Raw genomic sequence first — 21,213 nt, 5'->3', positions numbered from 1 at the left:
AGGTTTGTATAATCCATGACAACGACAGGGCACAAATGCCAAACATCAAAACATTATCATACAAATTATTACAAAAATATATTTCGCTTAACTTTTTGTACAAATTAACGATAGCGAAAATTTAATATATCAAGGTATATTCCATCTGAAAACAGTGTGTCAATTTTACAATATGTCGACACACATATCGCTACTAATCAAAATTTTTACTGCTTCAAAAGAAAAAATCCATGATTTTCAAAGCAAAAATTTTTGTAGTTTTGTGATGTAAGTAAATTAATATTTTTAAGAACACCAAATGTAAAACTGTAAAGATCTACCATGAACATTAAACGAAAAACATTATTATTAGCTGTAAGCTCAGTAATTCTGGCAGGGTTAGGATTACAAGGAAGTTACGCTCAGTCAACGGCTGCAAAAAGCAATACCGCGCCAAGCGATACAGCACGAAGCATCTCAGGGTACTTCACTCCGGCTACAACCGCAAAAAAGACTCCTGATGCTAAAGGATTCATTCAACGTTGGTTACTTTTAGACCCAATCAACAAACCCAACCGCGGTAACACTGTATTTACCGACAGTTACCTCCGAAAAGCTTTCTCTACCGAGTATTTCCCCAACCAGTTTACAATGCTTCCCAAAGATGGAGAGACAGTGAAAGCTGGCGAACAGGAGTTGAAATGGCATGCTTTGGATAGCAAAAACTACAACGTCAAATTGTTCCGTTTTGCCTATGGTTTAAGAAAACAAATTTACGGAGTTCTGTTCTGGACGGTAACCGTGGTTAATTGCCCCCGCGAAATGAAAAACGTAAGAATGGCCGTGGGATCCAATTCGGCATCGATGTGGTGGCTCAACGGCAAAGAAGCCCTGTTGCTTTCGGGTGACAGACGTATGGTTGTGGACGATTGCGTTTCGACCCGCCTAACTCTGAACAAAGGAAAGAATATCATCCGCGGAGCAGTAATCAATGGCCCCGGAATGAGCGATTTCTGCGTACGCTTCCTGGATGAAAAAGGAGCACCGATCAAAGACTTAACCATTAGTTGCGAATAAAAACGACCTTAAAACAATCATATACACATGAACTTTAGAACAAAATTAATGGGCGTAGCAGCCCTGTTATCGGTAATGCTAGCCGGAACAGCGAAAGCACAAATCGGGAAACCATTTATACATGACCCCTCCACAATTGCGGAGTGCGACGGAAAATATTATACTTTTGGTACAGGTGGCGGCGGATTAATCTCCGAAGACGGCTGGACATGGAACGGTGGTGCCGTACGCCCCGGCGGCGGTGCAGCTCCCGATGTAATCAAAATCGGCGATCGTTACCTCGTTGTGTATGGCTCTACTGGTGGCGGACTGGGTGGCGGACACGATGGTAGAATTAATACCATGTGGAATAAAACGCTTGACCCAAAATCTCCTGATTTTAAGTTTACCGACCCCATCGTTGTCGCTTCGTCCGAGAACATGGAAGATTGTGACGCTATCGACCCGGGATTACTGCTTGATCCTACCGATGGTCGTTTGTGGATGTCATACGGCACCTATTTCGGGTTTATTCGCCTTGTGGAACTCGACCCGAAAACCGGGAAACGTGTAGAAGGCAACAAAGCCATCAATATCGCCATTGACTGCGAAGCTACCGATTTGATGTATCGCGATGGCTGGTATTACCTGTTGGGTACCCATGGAACCTGCTGCGACGGTGCTAACTCAACCTACAATATCGTTGTCGGCCGTTCCAGAAAAGTTACAGGTCCTTACCTCGACAATATGGGACGCGACATGCTTGAAGGTGGCGGTAAAATGGTCGTTGCTGCCGGTGGACGCGTTACTGGTCCCGGTCACTTCGGCCGTTGGATTTTGGGTGACGGTGTAGAAAAAATGTCGTGCCACTACGAAGCTGATTTGGATCAAGGCGGCCGTAGCGTATTAGGCATTCGCCCTCTGTTGTGGAAAAACGGATGGCCAGTTGCCGGAGAGAACTTCAAAGAAGGTACTTACGAAATTGAATCGGAACGCAGAGGATATGCTTTGGAACTGGTGGTTGACTTCACAAGAATGCCGGGTGGCATGCGTGGATTCGGACGTAACAACGACGAACCGATTAAACCGGTTGCTTCACAGCAATTATCTGATGTTATCAACACATGGCCGACAGGAAACATTGATGTAAGAATCGGCGATTACATGTTCCGTCCTCATCAAAAATGGACAATCACAGCAGTTCCCGATGGTGGAGGAAACCCCGGAGGCCCTTACTACAAAATCGTAATTGAAGGAACTGAACGTGCTTTGGCTGCAACTGTCGATGCTGAATTAGTAACAGTACCGACATTTACGGGAGCTCCCGAACAATTGTGGCGTATCGACCAACTGACCGATGGCACCTACAGAATCATGCCAAAAATTGTTCCTAATTCCAAAGAACAATTGGCTCTGATATCTTCTGGCGACAGCACACCCACACTTGGCAAATTTGACATGAATAGTGACAATTCCAAATGGAACTTTAAAGCTCACTAAACAGACGATTTATCAACGAACACATTTGAAAGACGCAGGTTTAATGATCTGCGTCTTTTTTTTCTATCTCTTACAGGTTTCGCACTGCATCCCTGAATTTTTCATTCTTCCAGTATTTCCGAAACAGTTCATCCTTTTTTGGGTCAGGAAACTCATTTCCCTGCGCCATATTCTTCTTATTCTGAAATGCCTGAAACAGGTAATAAATTGTTTCTGTGAGATCATCCGCCATAGCATATACACCCGCAAGATTGTAGTAAAACATCGGAAAATAAGGATCTGTCCGGATACCATAATTAAGCGTGGAGACGGCTTTACCCAATTGTTTGGAAAAACCGTATGCCAGTCCCAGATTGGAAATCAACCAATACAATTGATCTTTGCTCAATAGTTGATCGCTTTTATTTTCATCCAGAGCCTTCTGAAGAATTTTTGCGGCAAGTTGATAATTTCCATTATTGAAATAAGCAACACCATCTATAAAATTTTCGAGAGAGACATGCGTGTAAGGAGCTATCAATTTAATGCTGCGCAGAACTTTATTAAGATTCTCGACGTCAGCATCTTTATAATTTGATTTTATCACCTGAACGGTAACACAAACGTTGTTATAAAACAGATAAACAATGATATTACGCTGATTTACAACATTTCCATAGATAGAAGAAACAAAAAAATCAGAGAAAGCACAATCGCCCGACTCATACCTGACAGAATCCGGCACAACTGCCTGTTTTGCATCAAAGAGTCTCCTGAGTTGAATCCAGCTGCTATCTCTCAAAGCCTTCGAGCTATTCAGTTGCAGCACATTTTCCTCTATTCCAACCGATACATCCATGGCCAACGAATCATTGTATGCAGAAATATAACGGCCTTCTATCTTTGCATTCACATCCGAACTTTGCAGCTCGAATCCGGGAAGGTTCAACTGCAAAGCCCAATGAAGGCTGGGCAATGACACCTTCAACGTATCCAATCCGGCAGCAAAAGCAGAAACGGAAACCGACCAAACCAACACTATGAGAATCATGCACTTTTTCATACACAATGCTTAAAATGAAATTTTTCCAAATATAACCATTTTTGCGGTTATCTACAGAATGTACTCACCTTGACTTTTTATAATTACACTCCTAACGGAGCATTTTTTCTGCTGTTGAAAAAACTACCGTATCTTTGCATCCCAATTCTGAAGTCCTGTTTATGAAGAGATCTATCGAACTACTATCGCCTTCAAAAAACGCCGAAACCGGCATTGAAGCTATCAATCACGGTGCTGATGCCGTTTATATCGGTGCTCCGAAATTCGGTGCCCGTTCCGCCGCCGGTAACTCCATTGCCGATATTGAGTCGCTTACTACCTATGCCCATCGCTTCGGAGCAAAGGTATATGTGGCGCTCAACACCATTTTGCATGATGAAGAACTGGCCGAAGCAGAACAGATGGTCTGGCAGCTTTATCGGGCAGGTGCCGATGCATTGATCGTGCAGGATATGGGACTTTTGGGAATGAATCTGCCTCCGATCGAACTACATGCCAGCACACAGACTAACAACCGCTCCGTGGAGAAAGTAAAGTTTCTGGAAGAGGCTGGCTTTGCTCAAATCGTTCTGGCACGTGAACTATCACTGGATCAGATACGGAATATCACCACAAACACCAAAGCCCGCATTGAATGCTTCGTGCATGGCGCTCTTTGCGTAAGCTACAGCGGGCAGTGCTATGCAAGTCAGGCCACGCGAGGTCGTAGCGCCAACCGTGGCGAATGCGCACAGCTCTGTCGCCTGCCCTACTCCATTGTCGACGCTACAGGCAACCGGCTTTCTCCCGAAGGTCACCTGCTATCGCTCAAAGACCTCGATCTGTCGGCTCACCTCGGTGCCATGATGGATGCGGGAGTTTCTTCGTTCAAAATCGAAGGCCGCCTCAAAGAAACTGACTATGTAAAAAACATTACGGCTTACTACCGTCAACGATTGGATGCTCTGCTCGAAGGGTCGGACAAATACACCAGAGCTTCGTTGGGTAAGACGACGCATTTCTTTACGCCCGATCCGCAACGGACATTTCAACGCAGTGCCACCACCTATTTTTTGAATGAGCGCAACACAGGACTGGTACAAACTACTACCCCAAAATCAATAGGACAACCCATCGGCATTGTAAAAAGAGTGGAGAGAAATTCGTTCACCGTAAAAAGCCTTGTGCCGCTGGCAAATGGCGACGGACTCTGCTTTCTCTCTCCCGACGGACTTTTTACCGGCATTCGGGTAAACCGCGTGGAAGGCGACAAAGTAACGCCGCTCAAAATGCCGTTTTTGAAAACCGGCACCATGCTCTACCGCAATTTTGATCAGGAATTCGACAAAATGCTGGCAAAGAAATCGGCAGAACGGAAAATACAGGTCGACCTTACTCTCAGAGACACTACCAACGGCATTTCCATCGAAGCCGATGCTGAAGGAAACCGTATACTATTCTACATAGATTGCGACAAAGAACTGTCCACCAAAGGATTTTCAGAGGTAAAGGAAAATATCCGTGTTCTGTTTGCCAAGCTGGGCAATACCGACTTTGAACTGCAAAGCATCCACACCGGATTTTCATCGCCATGGTTTTTTCCGGCATCAAAAGTAAGCGAATGGCGCAGACAGATGGTCGCCAAACTGGAACAGATCATCCGCATCAATCAACGCCCCACGCTTCGTCAGGCGAGAAAGAAAACGCCTGTGTATCCCGAAAAGCAGCTCACTTATCTGGGCAATGTTGCCAATGCCAAAGCACGCTCGTTTCACCTCGACCATGGAGTAGAAAAGATAGACGCCGCACTCGAAACTGGAGGCAAATTGCAATCCGGCCAGCCGGTGATGATTACGAAGTATTGCCTGAAATACGAAATGGGCTGGTGTCCGTCGAAACAACATCCGAAGCAGGCTCCCCGCGAACCATTCTATCTGCAAGGTAAAAACGACCGCTTTTTACTAAAGTTCGATTGCAAAAATTGCGAAATGCAATTACTGATTCCGTAATGTAATTGTCCAATATTGTCATATCTATGTCGCCTGATACTTTCAATACAAGTAAAGAAATTCTCAGCTATAAGGATAAAATTATTCCTATGCTGAAGAACCTGCTGGAGACCGAGATGAAAGAATATATCCAGCTGATTTCGCTCAAGAAAAATGATTTTTTGGTCAGGGAAGGTGAAGTATGCCATTATTACTACTTCGTACTGGAAGGTATTCTGCGCAATTACTACATCAAAGACGGGACTGAGATTACTACCAATTTTGATTTTCCGAACGACATTGCTGCTAATTTTACCAGTCTGGTATTGCAGCAAAAAAGCATCGGCTACATACAGGCTATGACCCCTTGCAAAATATACAGGATGAAAGCATCCGATTTCGACGAGATAAAGGCACAAAATCCACTTATGCAGCAAATCAAAGAGATACTGGTGTCGGGTTATGTTATCCTGCTCGAAGAACGGCTCTATTCCATGCAGTTTCGTACCGCTGCCGAACGTTATCATTTCATGCTGGAAAGATACCCTCATTTTCTGCAGCAAATACCCTTAACTTACATTGCCTCCTATCTTGGTATCAGTCTTGAAACGCTTAGCCGTATTCGCGCAAAATAGCACTATTCCGTTTTTATTTGACATATGTCAAATGTGCCCTAGCAGCAACAGCCTACTTTTGCAACGAAACTAAAGGCAAAAGTAGAAATTATGAACTTAAAGATTGAAAATTCCGATTTACGACTGGCAACCCGCCGGGACAAACCTACCATCAAAAAAGTATTGACCGAATCATTCAGAAATGATCCTTGCATTCAATGGCTCACAGCACAGTCGAGGCACAAGAACAAACTGGATGTGATTATGGATTATACGATCGACGAAACTCTGGAGAACGGATATATTTACGTCACCGAGGATAATTCGGCCGTTGCCATGTGGAAGAACGAAGCAAAAGAACGGTTCACATGGAACTTTATCAAACGCAATCTGTTTTTTCTCTTCAAAATGGGCATTCCATGCGTGATCCGGAACCTGCAGAGCAAGGCCGATTCGTACCGCCAGTTTCCAAAGCGACAAAAATACTGGTATCTCTACACCATCGGCGTACTGCCCGAAGCTCAGGGCAAAGGACTGGCTAGTAAACTAATGAACCCCGTTATTGAAAAATGCAAACACCTGCATCTTCCTCTCTTTCTGGAAACTGCAAATACCCGCAATGTTGAAATATATCGTAAAAAAGGATTTGTTGTGACCGAAACATTGGCTCACGGTTCAACGACGCTTTTCTATATGAAACATCTGCTGACCTGATCCAAATCATTGCAATTCTAAACAAAGAATCATTTTTTGTCTTCTCTATTTCTCCCGCATAGGATGCTGATTTCAGTGAATATCAACTATCTGTTTCGCTCACATCTCTATCCGGGAGCTTTTTTACATTCCCGTTTCGTCGATAGAATTCCAGTTTGTATCGGTAAAAACGAGCCCTTTCTATAATATAATTGTAGCTGGCATATGTCGTGTCGTAGTTTTGTTGTCGAAAACTATAAACCACGACATTATGTTTCCAACAAAAATTATTCTGGGCTTGTTGATCGGTATCGGCTGTTCGCTACAGCTTTCTGCTCAACAAAAACCCGCTCAGTGGGATCTGAAAAGTTGCATTGACTATGCACTGAAAAACAACATTCAGATTCAGAAATCGAAAATCGGGGTTTCGGATGCCAAAGTGGATCTACTTACCGCCAAGGCAGCGCAACTTCCTTCGCTCGATGCTTCCGTTTCTCAAACGTTCACCAATAGCCGAATAGCCGGTCTCAGCGGTTCATACCACAATAACAGTAACGTTGCCGGCCGATACTCCGTCAGTTCATCCATGACACTGTGGAACGGAGGCAGAATCTCCAAAAATATCGAACAACAGGGCTTGCAGGTACAATTGCAGGAACTCTCGTCGTCATCTACTCAAAACGACATTACAACGGCCATCACACAGGCTTACCTCAACGTGTTGTATGCCAACGAAGCCGTGAAAATTGGTAAGCAAACCGTTGAATCGTCGGAAGCTCAGCTCAAACGCGCCAAACAGTTGCTGGATGCCGGCTCTACCGCCATGAACGATTATGCTCAGGTGGAAACACAGTTGAGTAGTGACAAATATTCGTTCACCTCGGCACAGAACACCCTCGATCAGGCTAAACTGACGTTGAAACAATTGTTGGAACTGGATATAAATGAGGAATTGAATATTGCCTTCCCCGACATCAAAGACGAAGACGTCTTGCAGCCTGTTGCCGACAAAAGCCAGATTTACAATACAGCCCTCTCAAGCCGTCCCGAAATTAAAAGCGGACAGATGAATATCAAAGTAGCTGAACTATCGCTCGACAAAAGCAAAGCTGCTTATTATCCCACGGTCTCTCTTTCGGGAAGTATCGGTACCGGAAACCTGTACAACAGCAATGAGAAATTCACCAGTCAACTTTACAACAGCCTTGCACAGAGTCTCGGCGTAACGGTAAGCATTCCCATTTTCACCAATCGCCAAAACAAGTCTGCTGTCGAAAAAGCCGAATATGCCATCAAGAACGCGCAGCTTGACTATACGGCAGCGCAGAAAACATTGCTAAAAAACATCGAAACCACCTATCAGGATGTCGTGTCGTCGCAAAGCCGTTATATGTCGGCCAAAGACAAGGTGAAATCGTCAGAAATCAGCTACTCGCTTATTAACGATCAGTTCAATCTGGGAATGAAAAATACGGTGGAACTATTGAATGCCAAAAACACCTATCTGTCGGCTCAAATGGAGTTGTTACAGGCAAAATATTCGGCAGTACTCAATCTTAAATTATTGAACTTCTACCAAAACATTCCTATTCAATAAACGGCAAACTAATTTCAAAAACATACTTTTATGAACAAGAGAACAAAAATATGGATTGGCATCGCAGCCATACTTGTGCTGATCCTGATCGGATTTTTTACCTGTAAGAAGGAGAAACAACAGCCGTCGGTTCCGGAGACAGCCAAAGTTGCCATGGGAACTATATCGGCATCGGTAACCGCTACCGGAACTGTTTCCCCAATCAAGACCATCACAGTAGGTACGCAGGTGTCGGGAACCATCTCCAAAATTTACGTCGACTACAACTCTGTTGTAAAACGGGGACAGGTACTGGCTGAAATTGACAAAACCGTTCTTAATTCGACTTACGAGAGTGCTCTTACCGACTTGAATGTCAACAAAACGCAGATGGATTATCAGGAAAAGAACTTCAACCGGATAAAAGATCTTTATGCCAAACAGGCAGTCAGCAAAACCGATTACGAAACGGCTGAGTACAATTACAACACGGCAAAACTGAACTTCAAAAAATCTCAATCGGATGTGATCAAGGCCAAAACAAACCTCAACTATGCCACTATCGTATCGCCGATCGACGGAATCGTGCTGTCCCGTGCTGTAGATGAAGGCCAGACGGTTGCAGCCAGCTTCAGCACTCCGACGCTGTTCACCATTACCAACAACCTGAACGAGATACAGGTATTGGCTAACGTTGACGAAGCTGATATCGGACAGGTAAAAGAGGGTCAAAAAGTATCATTTACCGTTGATGCGTTCCCCAATGATGTCTTTTCGGGTGTAGTGACTCAGGTACGTCTCGAAGCCACCACAACCTCTAATGTGGTAACCTACAAAGTAGTAATCAAAGCCGCCAATCCTGAACTGAAACTCAAACCGGGTCTGACCGCCAGTGTAAACATCTACACAATGGAGAAAAACGACGTACTTGTTATTCCGAATAAAGCGCTCAATTACAGTCCGACCGGAAAGAGAGTCAACAAAACAGGCGGTAGCGAAAAACAGGTATGGATTAAACAGCCTAACGGATCGCAAGCCGTTAAGATTATGATCGGTTCTACAGATGCCACTCACACCGAAGTCCTCAGCGGACTGAAAGCCGGTGACGAAGTAATTGTTGGCGAAAAAACAGCAATAACAATGCCCGGGGCAGGGGTAAAATCGGAAGGTGCAAGTCCGTTTATGCCCAAACGTCCGGGTAGCGATAACAGAAGACCCAAAACAGCAAATTAATCATGGCAAAAAATATCATTGAAGTAATCAACCTGAAACGCAATTTCATTGTCGGTAGCGAGACAGTACATGCCCTGCGGGGAGTCTCCTTCTCTATATCGGCGGGGGAATTCGTCACCATCATGGGGACTAGCGGTTCGGGGAAATCTACGCTACTGAATCTTATCGGATGTCTCGATACTCCGTCCGAAGGCGATTACAAGCTCGACGGAATTTCGATCAAGCAGATGAATAAAGATGAACGGGCCATGCTTCGCAACCGAAAGATCGGTTTTGTTTTTCAGTCGTACAATCTGCTACCTAAAACCACAGCTGTAGAAAACGTGGAGCTCCCGTTGATCTACAACAACGAAGTATCGGCACGAGAACGAAAACGCAAAGCCATCGAATCGCTGAAAGCGGTTGGGCTGGCCGACAGGCTCTATCACAAGTCGAACCAAATGTCGGGTGGACAGCAGCAACGTGTAGCCATTGCCCGTGCTTTGGTCAACGAACCGGTGATTGTTCTGGCCGACGAGGCAACCGGAAATCTCGATACACGCACCTCTTTTGAGATTCTTTCGCTCTTTCAGGAGTTGAACCAAAAAGAAGGACGTACTATAATTTTCGTTACGCACAATCCGGAACTGGCATCTTTCAGCAGCCGTAACATCGTGTTGCGCGACGGTCTGGTTCTCGAAGATACTGTAAACAAAAACATTGCTTCGGCTCACGAGGCATTGCAAAAACTTCCGAAACTCGATGATTAAACGATATGTCAACTTCAGCAATTTGTTCAAGATCGCATTGCGGGCTTTGAGCAATAATAAATTCAGGGGATTCCTGACCATGCTCGGCATCATCATCGGTGTTGCTTCGGTTATCACCATGCTGGCTATCGGACAAGGATCGAAACGAAGCATTCAGAGTTCGTTGTCAGAAATGGGATCGAACATGATATTCGTAGAACCGGGACAGGGCATGATGGGAGGCGTTCGTCAGGATGCCAGCAGCATGCAAACCCTGAAACAGGCCGATTATCAGGCATTACTCGACCAAAGCGAATACCTGTCGGACATCACTCCGATAGTGAGCGCTGCCGGTCAGGCTATATACGGCACCAACAACACACCGACTTCCATGTCAGGCGTGAATGCCAGTTATCTCAATATCCGTAAATACACCATTGCCGACGGCGATATGTTTACCGATCAGGACATTAAAGCGGCGGCCAAAGTGTGTGTGATAGGAAAAACCGTTGTGACCAACCTCTTTACCAACGGAGAAGATCCTGTAGGAAAAGTGATCCGTTTCAAAAACATTCCAATGCGTGTGGTGGGCGTTTTGACCGAAAAAGGAAACAACTCCATGGGACAAGATCAGGATGACGTGATACTTGCTCCTTACACCACAGTGATGAAGCGTATTTCAGCGATTAATTATTTCAACAATATCTCGGCTTCGGCGCGTAGCGAAGCGGTTTCGGACAGTGCTCAGGATGAGATGGAAACCATATTGCGGAAATCCCATAAACTGGCAGACGATGCTGACAACGACTTCCGTATCCGTTCGCAAAAAGAGCTGCTCACCATGATGACCTCTACCAGCGACATGATGACCGTGCTGCTGGCTGCGATTGCCGCCATTTCGCTTCTGGTGGGTGGTATCGGTATTATGAACATCATGTATGTTTCCGTAACCGAACGAACCCGCGAAATCGGCCTGCGCATGTCGATCGGAGCGCGAGGAATCGACATCCTGTTGCAGTTCCTTATAGAAGCTATTCTGATTAGTGTTACCGGAGGCGTGATCGGCGTCATATTTGGAGTCGGAGTTTCGTTGCTCGTAAAATTTGCTGCCGGATGGCCCATTTTCATTCAGGTGTATACCGTCTTTCTGGCATTCGCAGTATGTACGGCAACCGGTATCTTTTTCGGATGGTATCCTGCCCGGAAAGCATCTAATCTTGACCCGATAGAAGCATTAAGATATGAATAACAAAAACCGGCTTGTTTTATAATTTTTATTCAATAAATATTTTGTATTTTTATAAGCAATCGTATCTTTGCACACCAGTATGATAATCAATACACAAAGACACCGCAACAAAATTCAGGTCTGTATCCATCTCCTTGTATGGACATTACTCTTCTGCTTTCCCTTCATTTTCATGAATGACAGCCGTCATTTCAGAGTGGACATGTATTTTGGGTATTTTGTTTATATAGGCGCGTTTTTTATCGTGTTCTACCTGAATTATTTATACATGATAAACAAATTCCTGTTTGATCGGAATACCTTTCGGTTCATTATTGTAAACACGCTTTTAATCGTTGTTTGCTCTTTACTGCTGTACTGGTATCGTACCGTTGAATTTGCCCATATCTGGCATGGTCCGATGCACGATAGAATGCACATACCACGTCCTCCCGATCCGTTTTTGTTCAGAGACATTACCTCTCTGGTACTTTCTGTGGGGCTTAGCGTGGCAATTCGGGTTACCGGCAAATGGTACAAAACCGAAACAGAGCGGAAAGAGATGGAAAAAGACCGCTTCGAGACGGAACTCAAGAACCTGAAAAACCAGCTGAATCCACATTTTCTGTTCAATACGCTCAACAACATCTATTCACTCATACCGGTTCATCCGGAACAGGCACAGGATACGGTTCACCGTTTAAGCCGCTTGCTCCGTTATGTTTTGTACGAAAACAACGACAATTTCGTGCCAATCGGGAAAGAGATCGATTTTTTGAAAAGCTATATCGAACTCATGTCGTTACGCCTGTCGGATCAGGTAAAACTGACAACGGAGTTTAACATCGCATCGGACAACGACCGGATTGCGCCTATGCTCTTTATCTCGTTGGTTGAAAATGCATTCAAACATGGTGTCAGCCCTGTAAATCCGTCTTTTGTACATATAAACATTACATCCAAAGAAGGTCAGGAAGTGGTTTGCACCGTAGAAAACAGCTTCTTTCCTAAAAATACGCAGGATAAAAGCGGTTCGGGTATAGGACAGGAGAATCTCAGTAAACGACTTGAGTTGCTTTATCCTAACCATCACACTCTTTGCCTCGAGAACAGAGGCGACACATACTTTGCGCAACTACAAATTAAATTTTAATATTGTAAGTATTTTTAATTACCCTTTTTATTAACAACAAAAACTATTTTGAACTATGAAAACACTAGCTTCTGTAGCATTTATGCTGCTTTTTGCATTACAGGCTTATGCCGGTAAAGTTGACGGAACATGGAAAGCCACCTTTGGTGCACCGGATGGCGGACAAGGTATGGAAATGACCTTCAAATTCGCAACCGATGGTGACAAAGTAACCGGTTCCATTGCCACTCCTCAGGGTGACATGCCGATTTCAAACGGTAAGATCACAGAAACAGGCTTAACATTCGAAATCGACTTCAACGGCATGACAATAAAAAACACAGGTACATTCAAAGATGACGATACTATCACTTTGAAAGCAGAAGGAATGCCTGCTCCCGACGGTCAGGAAAATCCAGGATTGGTTTTGAAACGTCAAAAATAAATTCACAGAAAAAGCCGTTCATCCGAGCGGCTTTTTCTCTCTTTCTGCTATCTTTGATTTCCATAAAATCAACCTTTTTCAACCCTGTACAACAATGATTAACTGCCTGATAGTTGACGACGAACCGCTCGCGCTGGATTTGATAGAGAGCTACGTACGCAAAACGCCGTTTCTCAATCTTGTAGGTCGTTGCAACAATGCCATTGCAGCGATGGAAGCTATCCATGGCGGCGGTATTGATTTGTTGTTTTTGGACATTCAAATGCCGGAACTCAACGGACTGGAGCTCTCAAAAATGATCAGCGACAAAACCAAGGTGATTTTCACTACCGCCTTTCAGCAATATGCACTGGACGGCTATAAGGTCAATGCGCTCGATTACCTGCTAAAGCCTATCAGTTATCAGGAGTTTCTGCAAGCCGCCAACAAAGCAGCGAAATTGTTCAATCTGCTTCACAACCAATCCAACGGTGAATCGGCCAACGCTTCCATCTTCGTCAAAACGGAATACAAGCTGGTACAGATATTCCTCAACGACATTCTTTACGTTGAAGGATTGAAAGATTACGTGAAGATTTATCTCGAAAACTCGGCCGAACCTGTATTATCGTTAATGAGTATGAAATCGGTTGAAGAGCGCCTTCCGCCCGATAAATTCATGCGGGTTCACCGGTCGTTTATCGTTCAGCTCGACAAGATAAAAACCATCGAACGCAACCGCATTGTCTTCGGGAAAGTCCATATTCCCATCTCCGATTCTTACAAGGACCATTTCATGGAATTTCTCAACAAACGGTTTTTCGCTTAAAGGAACAATCGGAGGGGACACGTATAACGGGCCAACAGGACGCAGGAATTTCGCATTTAAAAAATTAATAAGGGGCTTCCGCCCCTGTGACCCCGACTTCCTTTTTGCCTTGAAGCCAAAAGGAAGCAAAAAATTCAAGGCTATGCCCGCTTCGCTAAAAAAACTAGCGCTCGCCAAGCTAAATCGCCCAAACTCACTCCTTCCTTGCGTCAGGAGTTTCAAACAGTGGCCGATTTTTCGCTTCACTCGCTTGTTTTTTTGCTCACCGGACAAGGCTGTTCCTAATCTGACTTAGCAGCATTTGAAATTAAAAAACAGTCCTGCGCTAAACTTCTATATGAAGATGCTACCGTAATACTATTCCTATCGGAGCATTTTTTAGCTTCGGAGAAGCGATATTATGGTAGAAATATTGATTAAGATGCACTAAAGAGCTCCGATAGGAGCGAAATTATAATCTAACAAAGAGTAGAGACAACTTCTATCTGCGTAATCTCTCAACACGGCATCTTATTCTTTGCGTTTCAGCAAATTTAACGTCCATCAATTATTTCTGACTATTTCAATCCCGAATATTACCTATTTTTGCCATCGTAACAATCAACCATACTATAAGATATGACTAACCTCAAAAAAGCGATCCTTCTCCTTATCGGAGCTCTGTTTGTATTCGGTGGAAAAGACGCAATGGCTCAAGCCAATAAAAGCAACACAGGCACCTCCGGCGATCAGTCAAAACAAGAAAAAGCCACTTCTTCCAAAGCTAAGGCGAAGGACAAGAAAGCTGCTGAAACCACAACAAATACAAACCGTAAAGCTAAAAGCACAACAACTGTTGACAAAGCAGGAAACAAAAGCCACACTCAGGCATGGGATTCAAAAACAAAAATCGAAAAAGATAAGCCCGAAAAAGCTTCTTCTACAAAATAATGGCGTCATCGCTGCTCTATAAAGCCCAAACACGCTGGCTGTTTCATGCTCACATAAAATTGAAACTGTCAGCATTTTGGGACGAATCGGTTTTTGATGAGTTGTTTGCAGTGATGGAAACCATCAACGAGCGCTACAACTCATATTCCAAAGGCTCATTTATAGACCAGATCAACCGGCAGGCCGGATCGTTTGTCAATACCGACGCCACCACAGCAACATTACTAAAGCGTTTGAACGATCTGTCTGATGATCTGGCAGGCGAATACGACATCACCGTGATGCCGCTGATTCGCTTGTGGGGCTTCTACAAAACATCCGCCTGGCGCATTCCTTCCGACGACGAGATTCGGACTGCACTGTTGCAGGTCGGTTACCGGCGCATCCAAATCGAAGGTACAAAGGTCGCCATTGAAAAAGATCAGGAAATCATTACCGGATCGTTTGTCAAAGCTTTTGCCGTCGACGAGGTGGCAAAACTGATGCGCGCTGCCGGAATAACCGACGCCATCATCAATGCCGGCGGAAGCAGCATCTGCGCCCTCAACAACGACTCGCATCCATACTGGCAAGTGGAAGTAAACGATACAGAAGATGAGGATCACACTCTCTTTTTGCTACAGCTTGCCAATCAATGCTACTCTACTTCTTCGAACGAAAACACTTTTCTTGAGATAGAAGGAAAACGCTACGGGCATATTATCAGTCCGAAAACCGGCTATCCTTCTGAAAACCGTCAGGTAGGTATCATCAGTCAGGATGCACTTACCGGCGACGTTCTTTCCACCGGCCTTTTCAATTGCAACAAAGCAACATTTCTCCGAAGAATGGAATTCCTTTCCAACAAATACGGTGTGGAAGGTTTTCTGATAGACAAAAGCGGTGATATTGTCTTTTCCCGTAATTTCAAAAAATATATTATCCGCTAGAGATTATTCTGACTTTCTCATTTGCTGCGCTACTCTCCTTACCGGCTTAAATCAAGCCGTACCAAAAACACGCAAACAATTCCAAAATGATTATCTGAAATGTCACCTAATTGCGTTTTATATAGTCTGAATTGGAAATCGACGTAGTCAAAGACGTCATTTGCATAAGAGGTTGTCTAAAAAGTCAATATCGCTATTGATAAACTTATAAACAGAAAGACAATCTCATTTTTATACCCCTAAATCCCCTAAAGGGGACTTTTACGCCAATAAAAATAGCAGATTTATAGCCCCTTCAGGCTTATAGTAGTGACATCGTAGATCGTCAGTGGGTTTGGGGTAAAAAATAAACAATGATCTACTTTCGGATCGTAAGTTATTTCAAAATCAATTTCTATTTTGAAACAGCCTCATTGTCAATGCCCCGCTCTTCTATGCCTGAATTGCAAATCGACGTAGTCAAAAGAATTACTTTTAGTATAGTCCGACCTTTCAGGTCATGTAGGTAGAAGCTCTGCCAACACGCAGGTAACAGACCTGCTGTTATGAAAATGGGGCTTTTCAAGCCATTAGGCAAAATATCAGATACTCATTATTCTAATTAGCACCGATCAAATACGCCTACAAAAAATCACAAAAAATTTACATTTAGCCGATTATAACCGGTTTAGATTTGTGCCATTTGCGTAGTTTGCGTTCCTCATCCAGTTTCCCAACTAGCCTGAAATTGTATAAAACATCGGTCCATCATTCCACTTTGGCAAACTACCACCTTATATTTGCAACATAAATACAATAATCGCACCATTGCCTTTGAGCAAAAAACCAACGCTATGGATACAAAAAACATTGTCAAAGAATATAGTAACGGAGAGATCACCATCGTTTGGAAACCCGGTTTGTGTATTCATTCCACTGTTTGCTGGTGTGATGAAGAGGGTTTACCCGCTGTGTTCAATCCTCAGAAACGTCCATGGATAAATCCGAACGGAGCATCTACCGGACAAATTATAGCGCAAATAGAAAAGTGCCCGAGCGGGGCATTAAGCTATTACAGAAACAACAATACCGATACTAAAACCTAACTATTATGCAACCTATTACATACAACCGACTGGCTCATGCAGCCAGTCCATACCTTCGCCAACATGCGGCCAACCCTGTCGATTGGTTCGAATGGGGAGAGGAGGCTTTAGACAAAGCAAAAGCAGAGAACAAACCCCTTTTGATCAGCATCGGTTACGCCTCGTGCCACTGGTGCCATGTGATGGCACAGGAATCTTTCTCTAACACAGCCATTGCCGGACTGATGAACAGGCACTTTGTCTGCATCAAAATAGACCGGGAGGAACGCCCCGACATTGATCAGATTTATATGGAAGCTGCCCAGCTTATCAACGGACGGGGAGGCTGGCCGCTCAATGCCTTCGCCCTACCCGACGGACGTCCGTTTTATGCGGCCACCTATTTTCAGCCTCATCAATGGAAAGAGCTGTTGCAACAACTGGCCGACTTGTATGAAACCGATTTTCCAAAAGTGGAAGAAGCCGCAAGTTCCTTAACCAAGGGATTGCAAACAAATCCGTTGTCCGTAACTTTTGACGAAGAGACGGAATCGGATATTATTCTGCAATCCGACTATCACGAAGCATTTGAAAGCCTTCTTTCTCAGGTGGATTTATTGTCCGGGGGCTTTAAGGGCACTCCTAAATTCATGCTGCCGGTGGGATGGGAAGCCCTGTTACAATATTATTCTCTTACCGGTAAAAAAAACGTTCTGTCGGCGGTTACCTATACCCTCGACTCAATGGCCCGGGGCGGCATTTACGACCAGATAGGCGGCGGTTTTGCACGTTATTCTACAGACGGGCAATGGAAAGTACCCCATTTCGAGAAAATGCTGTACGACAACGCTCAGTTGATTACGCTTTACGCGCATGCCTGGCAGGTAACACGCAAACCTGAATATCAAACCATTGCAGAACAAACCATTGCATTTGCTGAAAGAGAACTCCGGAATCCGGAAGGTGGATTCTACTCTTCTATCGATGCCGACAGTGAACACGAAGAGGGAAAGTTTTATGTGTGGACAAAAGAGGAATTTGAACATTCGCTGGAATCAACCGACACAGGATTACTTTCTCATTTTTATCACATTAGCACAAACGGCAATTGGGAGAAAGGGAAAAACATACTGCATTACACGGTGGACAAAGAGGAATTTGCTCTTAAAAACGGAGTAGATCCCGGTGATTTTGACAACATTTTGCAAGAGGCGAACAAACTTCTGTTCAACGCTCGGAGCAAACGGGTTCGTCCGTCAACCGATGAAAAGATTATTACACCATGGAACGCACTGATGATTTCGGCCTACGTTTCGGCATACAAAGCATTCGGCAATCCGGCTTACCTGCAACGCGCAACAGAACTGGTCGGTTTCGTGAAGAAATACCTGCTTCACGATGATATTCTGTACCGAACCTGCATGGATGGCAAAGTTTCCACCGAAGCGTTTCTGGACGATTATGCTTTTCTGGCTGACGCGATGCTGTCGTTATACGAAGTGACGTTTGACATCCACCACGTGCAACTCGCCGATCGGCTGACCAATTACGTGCTTCATCATTTTACGGACGAAGAACACCAGCTTTTCTATTACACGTCTGACAAATCGGAACCTCTTATTGCCCGAAAATACGATTATACTGATAACGTGATGCCTTCGTCGAACTCCAGGATGGCGCATGTGCTGTTAAAGCTGGGTCGGCTTACCGACAACCTCATTTACCAACAGCGGGCAGAAGTGATGCTGAAAACTATCGGACAGCGCTACATACAAGGTGGCGCCTATTTTGCAAACTGGACGATATTGGCCGGTAAAATCACCCATCCGTCGATTGAGATTGTAGTTACAGGCGAAAATGCGCTGTCGGAAGCTTTGCGCTTACAGCAACATTATTTGCCGCTTACTGTGATAGCAGGAGGAGATGATGCAACATTACCGCTATTGAAAGAACGTGCAAACGATAAAGATTTAAGCTTTTACATTTGTCGGAACAATACCTGCGGTTTGCCGGTTCATTCGATGGAAGAAGCCCTGCAATTGCTCAGAACCTGACCAACCGTAAAATCAGCTTTTACATCCGGAATATTAAGGTCGCCTTTTGCACATCTTATATTCCGGATTATTTTTTTCATCGTTTTAATCATCATTTACGGCTCAACTTAACATTAGGTTGCAATAAACAACTATTTTTACCTCTAGCCTTGCTTCGGGCACAAAAAATATAAATGACTTTTTGTAACTTTGAAGCCTATTTAAAGAACAAACGTTTGCACAAACGACTTAAATCTATCTAAACAAACTGTATATGAGCAAAGTAATTATCAGCAGTCATCAGGATTTCGAACCATACTTAGGAAAAGAGCTGGGTGTATCCGACTATTTACAAATTACACAGGAACAAATCAATCTTTTTGCCGACGCCACACTCGACCATCAGTGGATTCATGTGGACGAGAAAAGAGCGCAAACAGAAAGCCCTTATAAAGCAACTATTGCTCACGGTTATCTTACCGTATCGCTGCTTCCTGTTTTATGGGCACAAATCGTTGAAGTGCAAAACACGAAACTGCTGGTGAACTACGGTATTGAAAAACTCAAATTCAATCAGGCCGTTACCGTAAACAGCGAAGTAAGAGTAAGAGCCACACTGGTATCGGCCGTCAACCTGCGCGGTATTACCAAAGCCGAAATCGGCGTTACAATGGAAATTAAAGACAGCAACAAACCAGCCTTTCAGGGTTCGGTAGTATTCCTTTACCATTTCAACTAAGCAGACAAACACTATTAGACATTAATACCGTTTAGTTCATTTCTTAATTTTCGCATTTGACCTCTCCCCTAGCCCCTCTCCCGAAGAGAGGGGGAAAATCTGCAAAATGAATTGAATTCTAAATATTTCACGGTCTTGCTCCTCCTCTCCTTGGGTTGAAAATACAGACACACAGTCGTCTGTAGGAGGAGGTTGGGTCAGACGATAAATGTCTGACTCTGACACGCAGTCGTCGAGAGGAGAGGTCTGCAATTGAGATTTGTATACACTTAATCAATATAATCTCATTGTCTATGACACAAAATAACCCGGTAACTATCGGGATTGTGGGTGGCATCGGCCCCGAATCAACCGTTGAATATTACAAAGGCATTATCAACGGTTACCGTTCCGCATCAAAGGACGATAACTATCCACGCATTATCATCAACAGCATCAACATGACTAAAATGTTGTCGCTGATTGATAACAAAGACTATTCAGGAGTGACCGACCTTTTACTCAGGTCGATCATTTCTTTGAAAAACGCCGGAGCAACGGTGGCTGCCATTGCTTCGAATACTCCGCATGTCGTTTTCGACAGGCTTCAGTCACACTCCCCTATTCCGCTCATCAGCATTGTTGAAGCTACCTGCAATCGTGCCGTGCAATTGCAATTGAAAAACGTCCTGCTGACAGGCACACGGTTCACCATGCAACACTCTTTTTATCAGGAGGTGTTTGCGCAACACGGCATCAACGTTATTGTGCCTCCCGCAAAAGAACAGGAAACGATTCATAACATTATTTTCCCCGAACTGGAAGACGGTATTGTTATTCCCGAAAAGAAGGCAGAAATGATTGCACTCTGTAATCACCTTATCGAAAATGAATCCTGCGATGGTATCATCCTCGGCTGCACAGAGCTTCCTCTGATGCTTAGCAGCAAAGACTTTCGCATTCCGGTGCTGGACACTGCTCAAATTCACATACAATCGCTGGTAGAAAGATTATCCGACAAGTGACTTTTCCGCATTCTGTCTTATCTTTGTATGTTTGTTCTCAAAAATATTTATTGCAGGTAAGAAGTGTCTCGCAAGAGAACACTGGGCTTGACGTTATGTCTTGTCCAACCTTTCAGGTCGCATGGTATAGGATTACTGTCTTCCTCAGGTCACAGACCTGAGGTTATGAAATTATGGCTTTTCAAGCCATCTGGTAAATAACAAATAATCGTTGTTATGGAGTATAAATATCCCCCTATCTCCCGATTGTCTCTCATTTTGCCTGAAAGGCAGAATTTTCATAACCGTATGCCAATGGCGTACGGGTCTAATGACTCATACAGCAATGCCTGAAAGGCATGATTTTGAGTTTTGTTCGACCTTTCTGGTCGCCATAACATAGGAATCATCATCCTCAGAGCTGAAGTTATGAAATTGAGGCTTTTCAAGCCACCATGTAAAACACTAATAATCAATACAAAAAAAAAAAAAAAAAAAAAAAAAAAAAAAAAAAAAAAAAAAAAAAAAAAAAAA

The 21,213-nt window shown here is 44.0% G+C and carries 19 protein-coding genes; 18 read left to right on the top strand and 1 reads right to left on the bottom strand.

The features are described from left to right. The first annotated feature begins 321 nt into the window (after positions 1-321). Together F8N35_RS10415 and F8N35_RS10410 are read left to right on the top strand one after the other, a co-directional pair. Positions 322-1,056, top strand: a complete 735-nt coding sequence (locus tag F8N35_RS10415; RefSeq protein WP_293052409.1) for an acetylxylan esterase — start codon at positions 322-324, stop codon at positions 1,054-1,056. 27 nt (positions 1,057-1,083) lie between these two features. Beyond that, complete coding sequence (locus F8N35_RS10410) at positions 1,084-2,535, top strand: family 43 glycosylhydrolase (protein WP_293052406.1); 1,452 nt, start codon at positions 1,084-1,086, stop codon at positions 2,533-2,535. Positions 2,536-2,605: 70 nt separating this feature from the next. Here F8N35_RS10410 and F8N35_RS10405 read toward each other — a convergent pair whose 3' ends face one another. Then, entirely contained in the window at positions 2,606-3,577 is a 972-nt protein-coding gene (locus tag F8N35_RS10405) for a hypothetical protein (protein WP_293052403.1), read from the bottom strand. A 161-nt stretch (positions 3,578-3,738) separates the two neighbouring features. Between F8N35_RS10405 and F8N35_RS10400 the strand changes: the two genes are divergently transcribed. The 16 genes from F8N35_RS10400 (at position 3,739) to F8N35_RS10325 (ending at position 20,700) form a co-directional block, all read left to right on the top strand. Continuing rightward, entirely contained in the window at positions 3,739-5,565 is a 1,827-nt protein-coding gene (locus tag F8N35_RS10400; RefSeq protein WP_293052400.1) for a U32 family peptidase, read from the top strand. A gap of 26 nt (positions 5,566-5,591) precedes the next feature. Beyond that, a complete protein-coding gene (locus F8N35_RS10395; RefSeq protein ID WP_293052397.1) occupies positions 5,592-6,179 on the top strand; it encodes a Crp/Fnr family transcriptional regulator in 588 nt (195 codons plus the stop codon). A 90-nt stretch (positions 6,180-6,269) separates the two neighbouring features. Then, on the top strand, positions 6,270-6,872 hold the full coding sequence (locus F8N35_RS10390; protein WP_293052394.1) for a GNAT family N-acetyltransferase: 603 nt from the start codon (positions 6,270-6,272) through the stop codon (positions 6,870-6,872). Positions 6,873-7,122: 250 nt separating this feature from the next. Further along, positions 7,123-8,448 carry a TolC family protein gene (locus F8N35_RS10385; RefSeq protein ID WP_293052391.1) on the top strand — a complete coding sequence of 442 codons (1,326 nt, stop codon included), beginning with the start codon at positions 7,123-7,125 and terminating at the stop codon, positions 8,446-8,448. A 30-nt stretch (positions 8,449-8,478) separates the two neighbouring features. Continuing rightward, the gene (locus F8N35_RS10380) at positions 8,479-9,660 is read left to right on the top strand and encodes an efflux RND transporter periplasmic adaptor subunit (protein ID WP_293052389.1); all 1,182 of its coding nucleotides are present in this window, start codon (positions 8,479-8,481) and stop codon (positions 9,658-9,660) included. Positions 9,661-9,662: 2 nt separating this feature from the next. Next, positions 9,663-10,409, top strand: coding sequence for an ABC transporter ATP-binding protein (locus tag F8N35_RS10375; protein ID WP_293052386.1), 747 nt, complete (start codon positions 9,663-9,665; stop codon positions 10,407-10,409). Further along, on the top strand, positions 10,402-11,637 hold the full coding sequence (locus tag F8N35_RS10370; RefSeq protein ID WP_293052383.1) for an ABC transporter permease: 1,236 nt from the start codon (positions 10,402-10,404) through the stop codon (positions 11,635-11,637). Before F8N35_RS10375 ends, F8N35_RS10370 begins: the two co-directional genes overlap by 8 nt. Before the next feature lie 268 nt (positions 11,638-11,905). Next, a complete protein-coding gene (locus F8N35_RS10365; RefSeq protein ID WP_293052380.1) occupies positions 11,906-12,769 on the top strand; it encodes a histidine kinase in 864 nt (287 codons plus the stop codon). 55 nt (positions 12,770-12,824) lie between these two features. After that, positions 12,825-13,193, top strand: a complete 369-nt coding sequence (locus F8N35_RS10360; RefSeq protein WP_293052377.1) for a hypothetical protein — start codon at positions 12,825-12,827, stop codon at positions 13,191-13,193. Between the two features lie 94 nt (positions 13,194-13,287). Then, entirely contained in the window at positions 13,288-14,001 is a 714-nt protein-coding gene (locus F8N35_RS10355; RefSeq protein ID WP_293052374.1) for a LytTR family DNA-binding domain-containing protein, read from the top strand. Positions 14,002-14,619: 618 nt separating this feature from the next. Then, a complete protein-coding gene (locus tag F8N35_RS10350) occupies positions 14,620-14,931 on the top strand; it encodes a hypothetical protein (RefSeq protein WP_293052371.1) in 312 nt (103 codons plus the stop codon). Continuing rightward, a complete protein-coding gene (locus tag F8N35_RS10345; protein WP_293052369.1) occupies positions 14,931-15,860 on the top strand; it encodes an FAD:protein FMN transferase in 930 nt (309 codons plus the stop codon). Before F8N35_RS10350 ends, F8N35_RS10345 begins: the two co-directional genes overlap by 1 nt. Before the next feature lie 833 nt (positions 15,861-16,693). Beyond that, on the top strand, positions 16,694-16,945 hold the full coding sequence (locus F8N35_RS10340) for a (4Fe-4S)-binding protein (RefSeq protein WP_293052366.1): 252 nt from the start codon (positions 16,694-16,696) through the stop codon (positions 16,943-16,945). Between the two features lie 5 nt (positions 16,946-16,950). Beyond that, positions 16,951-18,978, top strand: a complete 2,028-nt coding sequence (locus F8N35_RS10335) for a thioredoxin domain-containing protein (RefSeq protein ID WP_293052363.1) — start codon at positions 16,951-16,953, stop codon at positions 18,976-18,978. A gap of 253 nt (positions 18,979-19,231) precedes the next feature. Continuing rightward, on the top strand, positions 19,232-19,696 hold the full coding sequence (locus tag F8N35_RS10330; protein ID WP_293052360.1) for a MaoC family dehydratase: 465 nt from the start codon (positions 19,232-19,234) through the stop codon (positions 19,694-19,696). 293 nt (positions 19,697-19,989) lie between these two features. Further along, positions 19,990-20,700, top strand: a complete 711-nt coding sequence (locus tag F8N35_RS10325; RefSeq protein ID WP_293052357.1) for an amino acid racemase — start codon at positions 19,990-19,992, stop codon at positions 20,698-20,700. Positions 20,701-21,213: the final 513 nt, after the last annotated feature.

The sequence above is a fragment of the Paludibacter sp. genome, assembly GCF_009712605.1.
GTDB lineage: Bacteria > Bacteroidota > Bacteroidia > Bacteroidales > Paludibacteraceae > Microbacter.
This window is presented reverse-complemented; position numbering and strand designations above follow the sequence as displayed.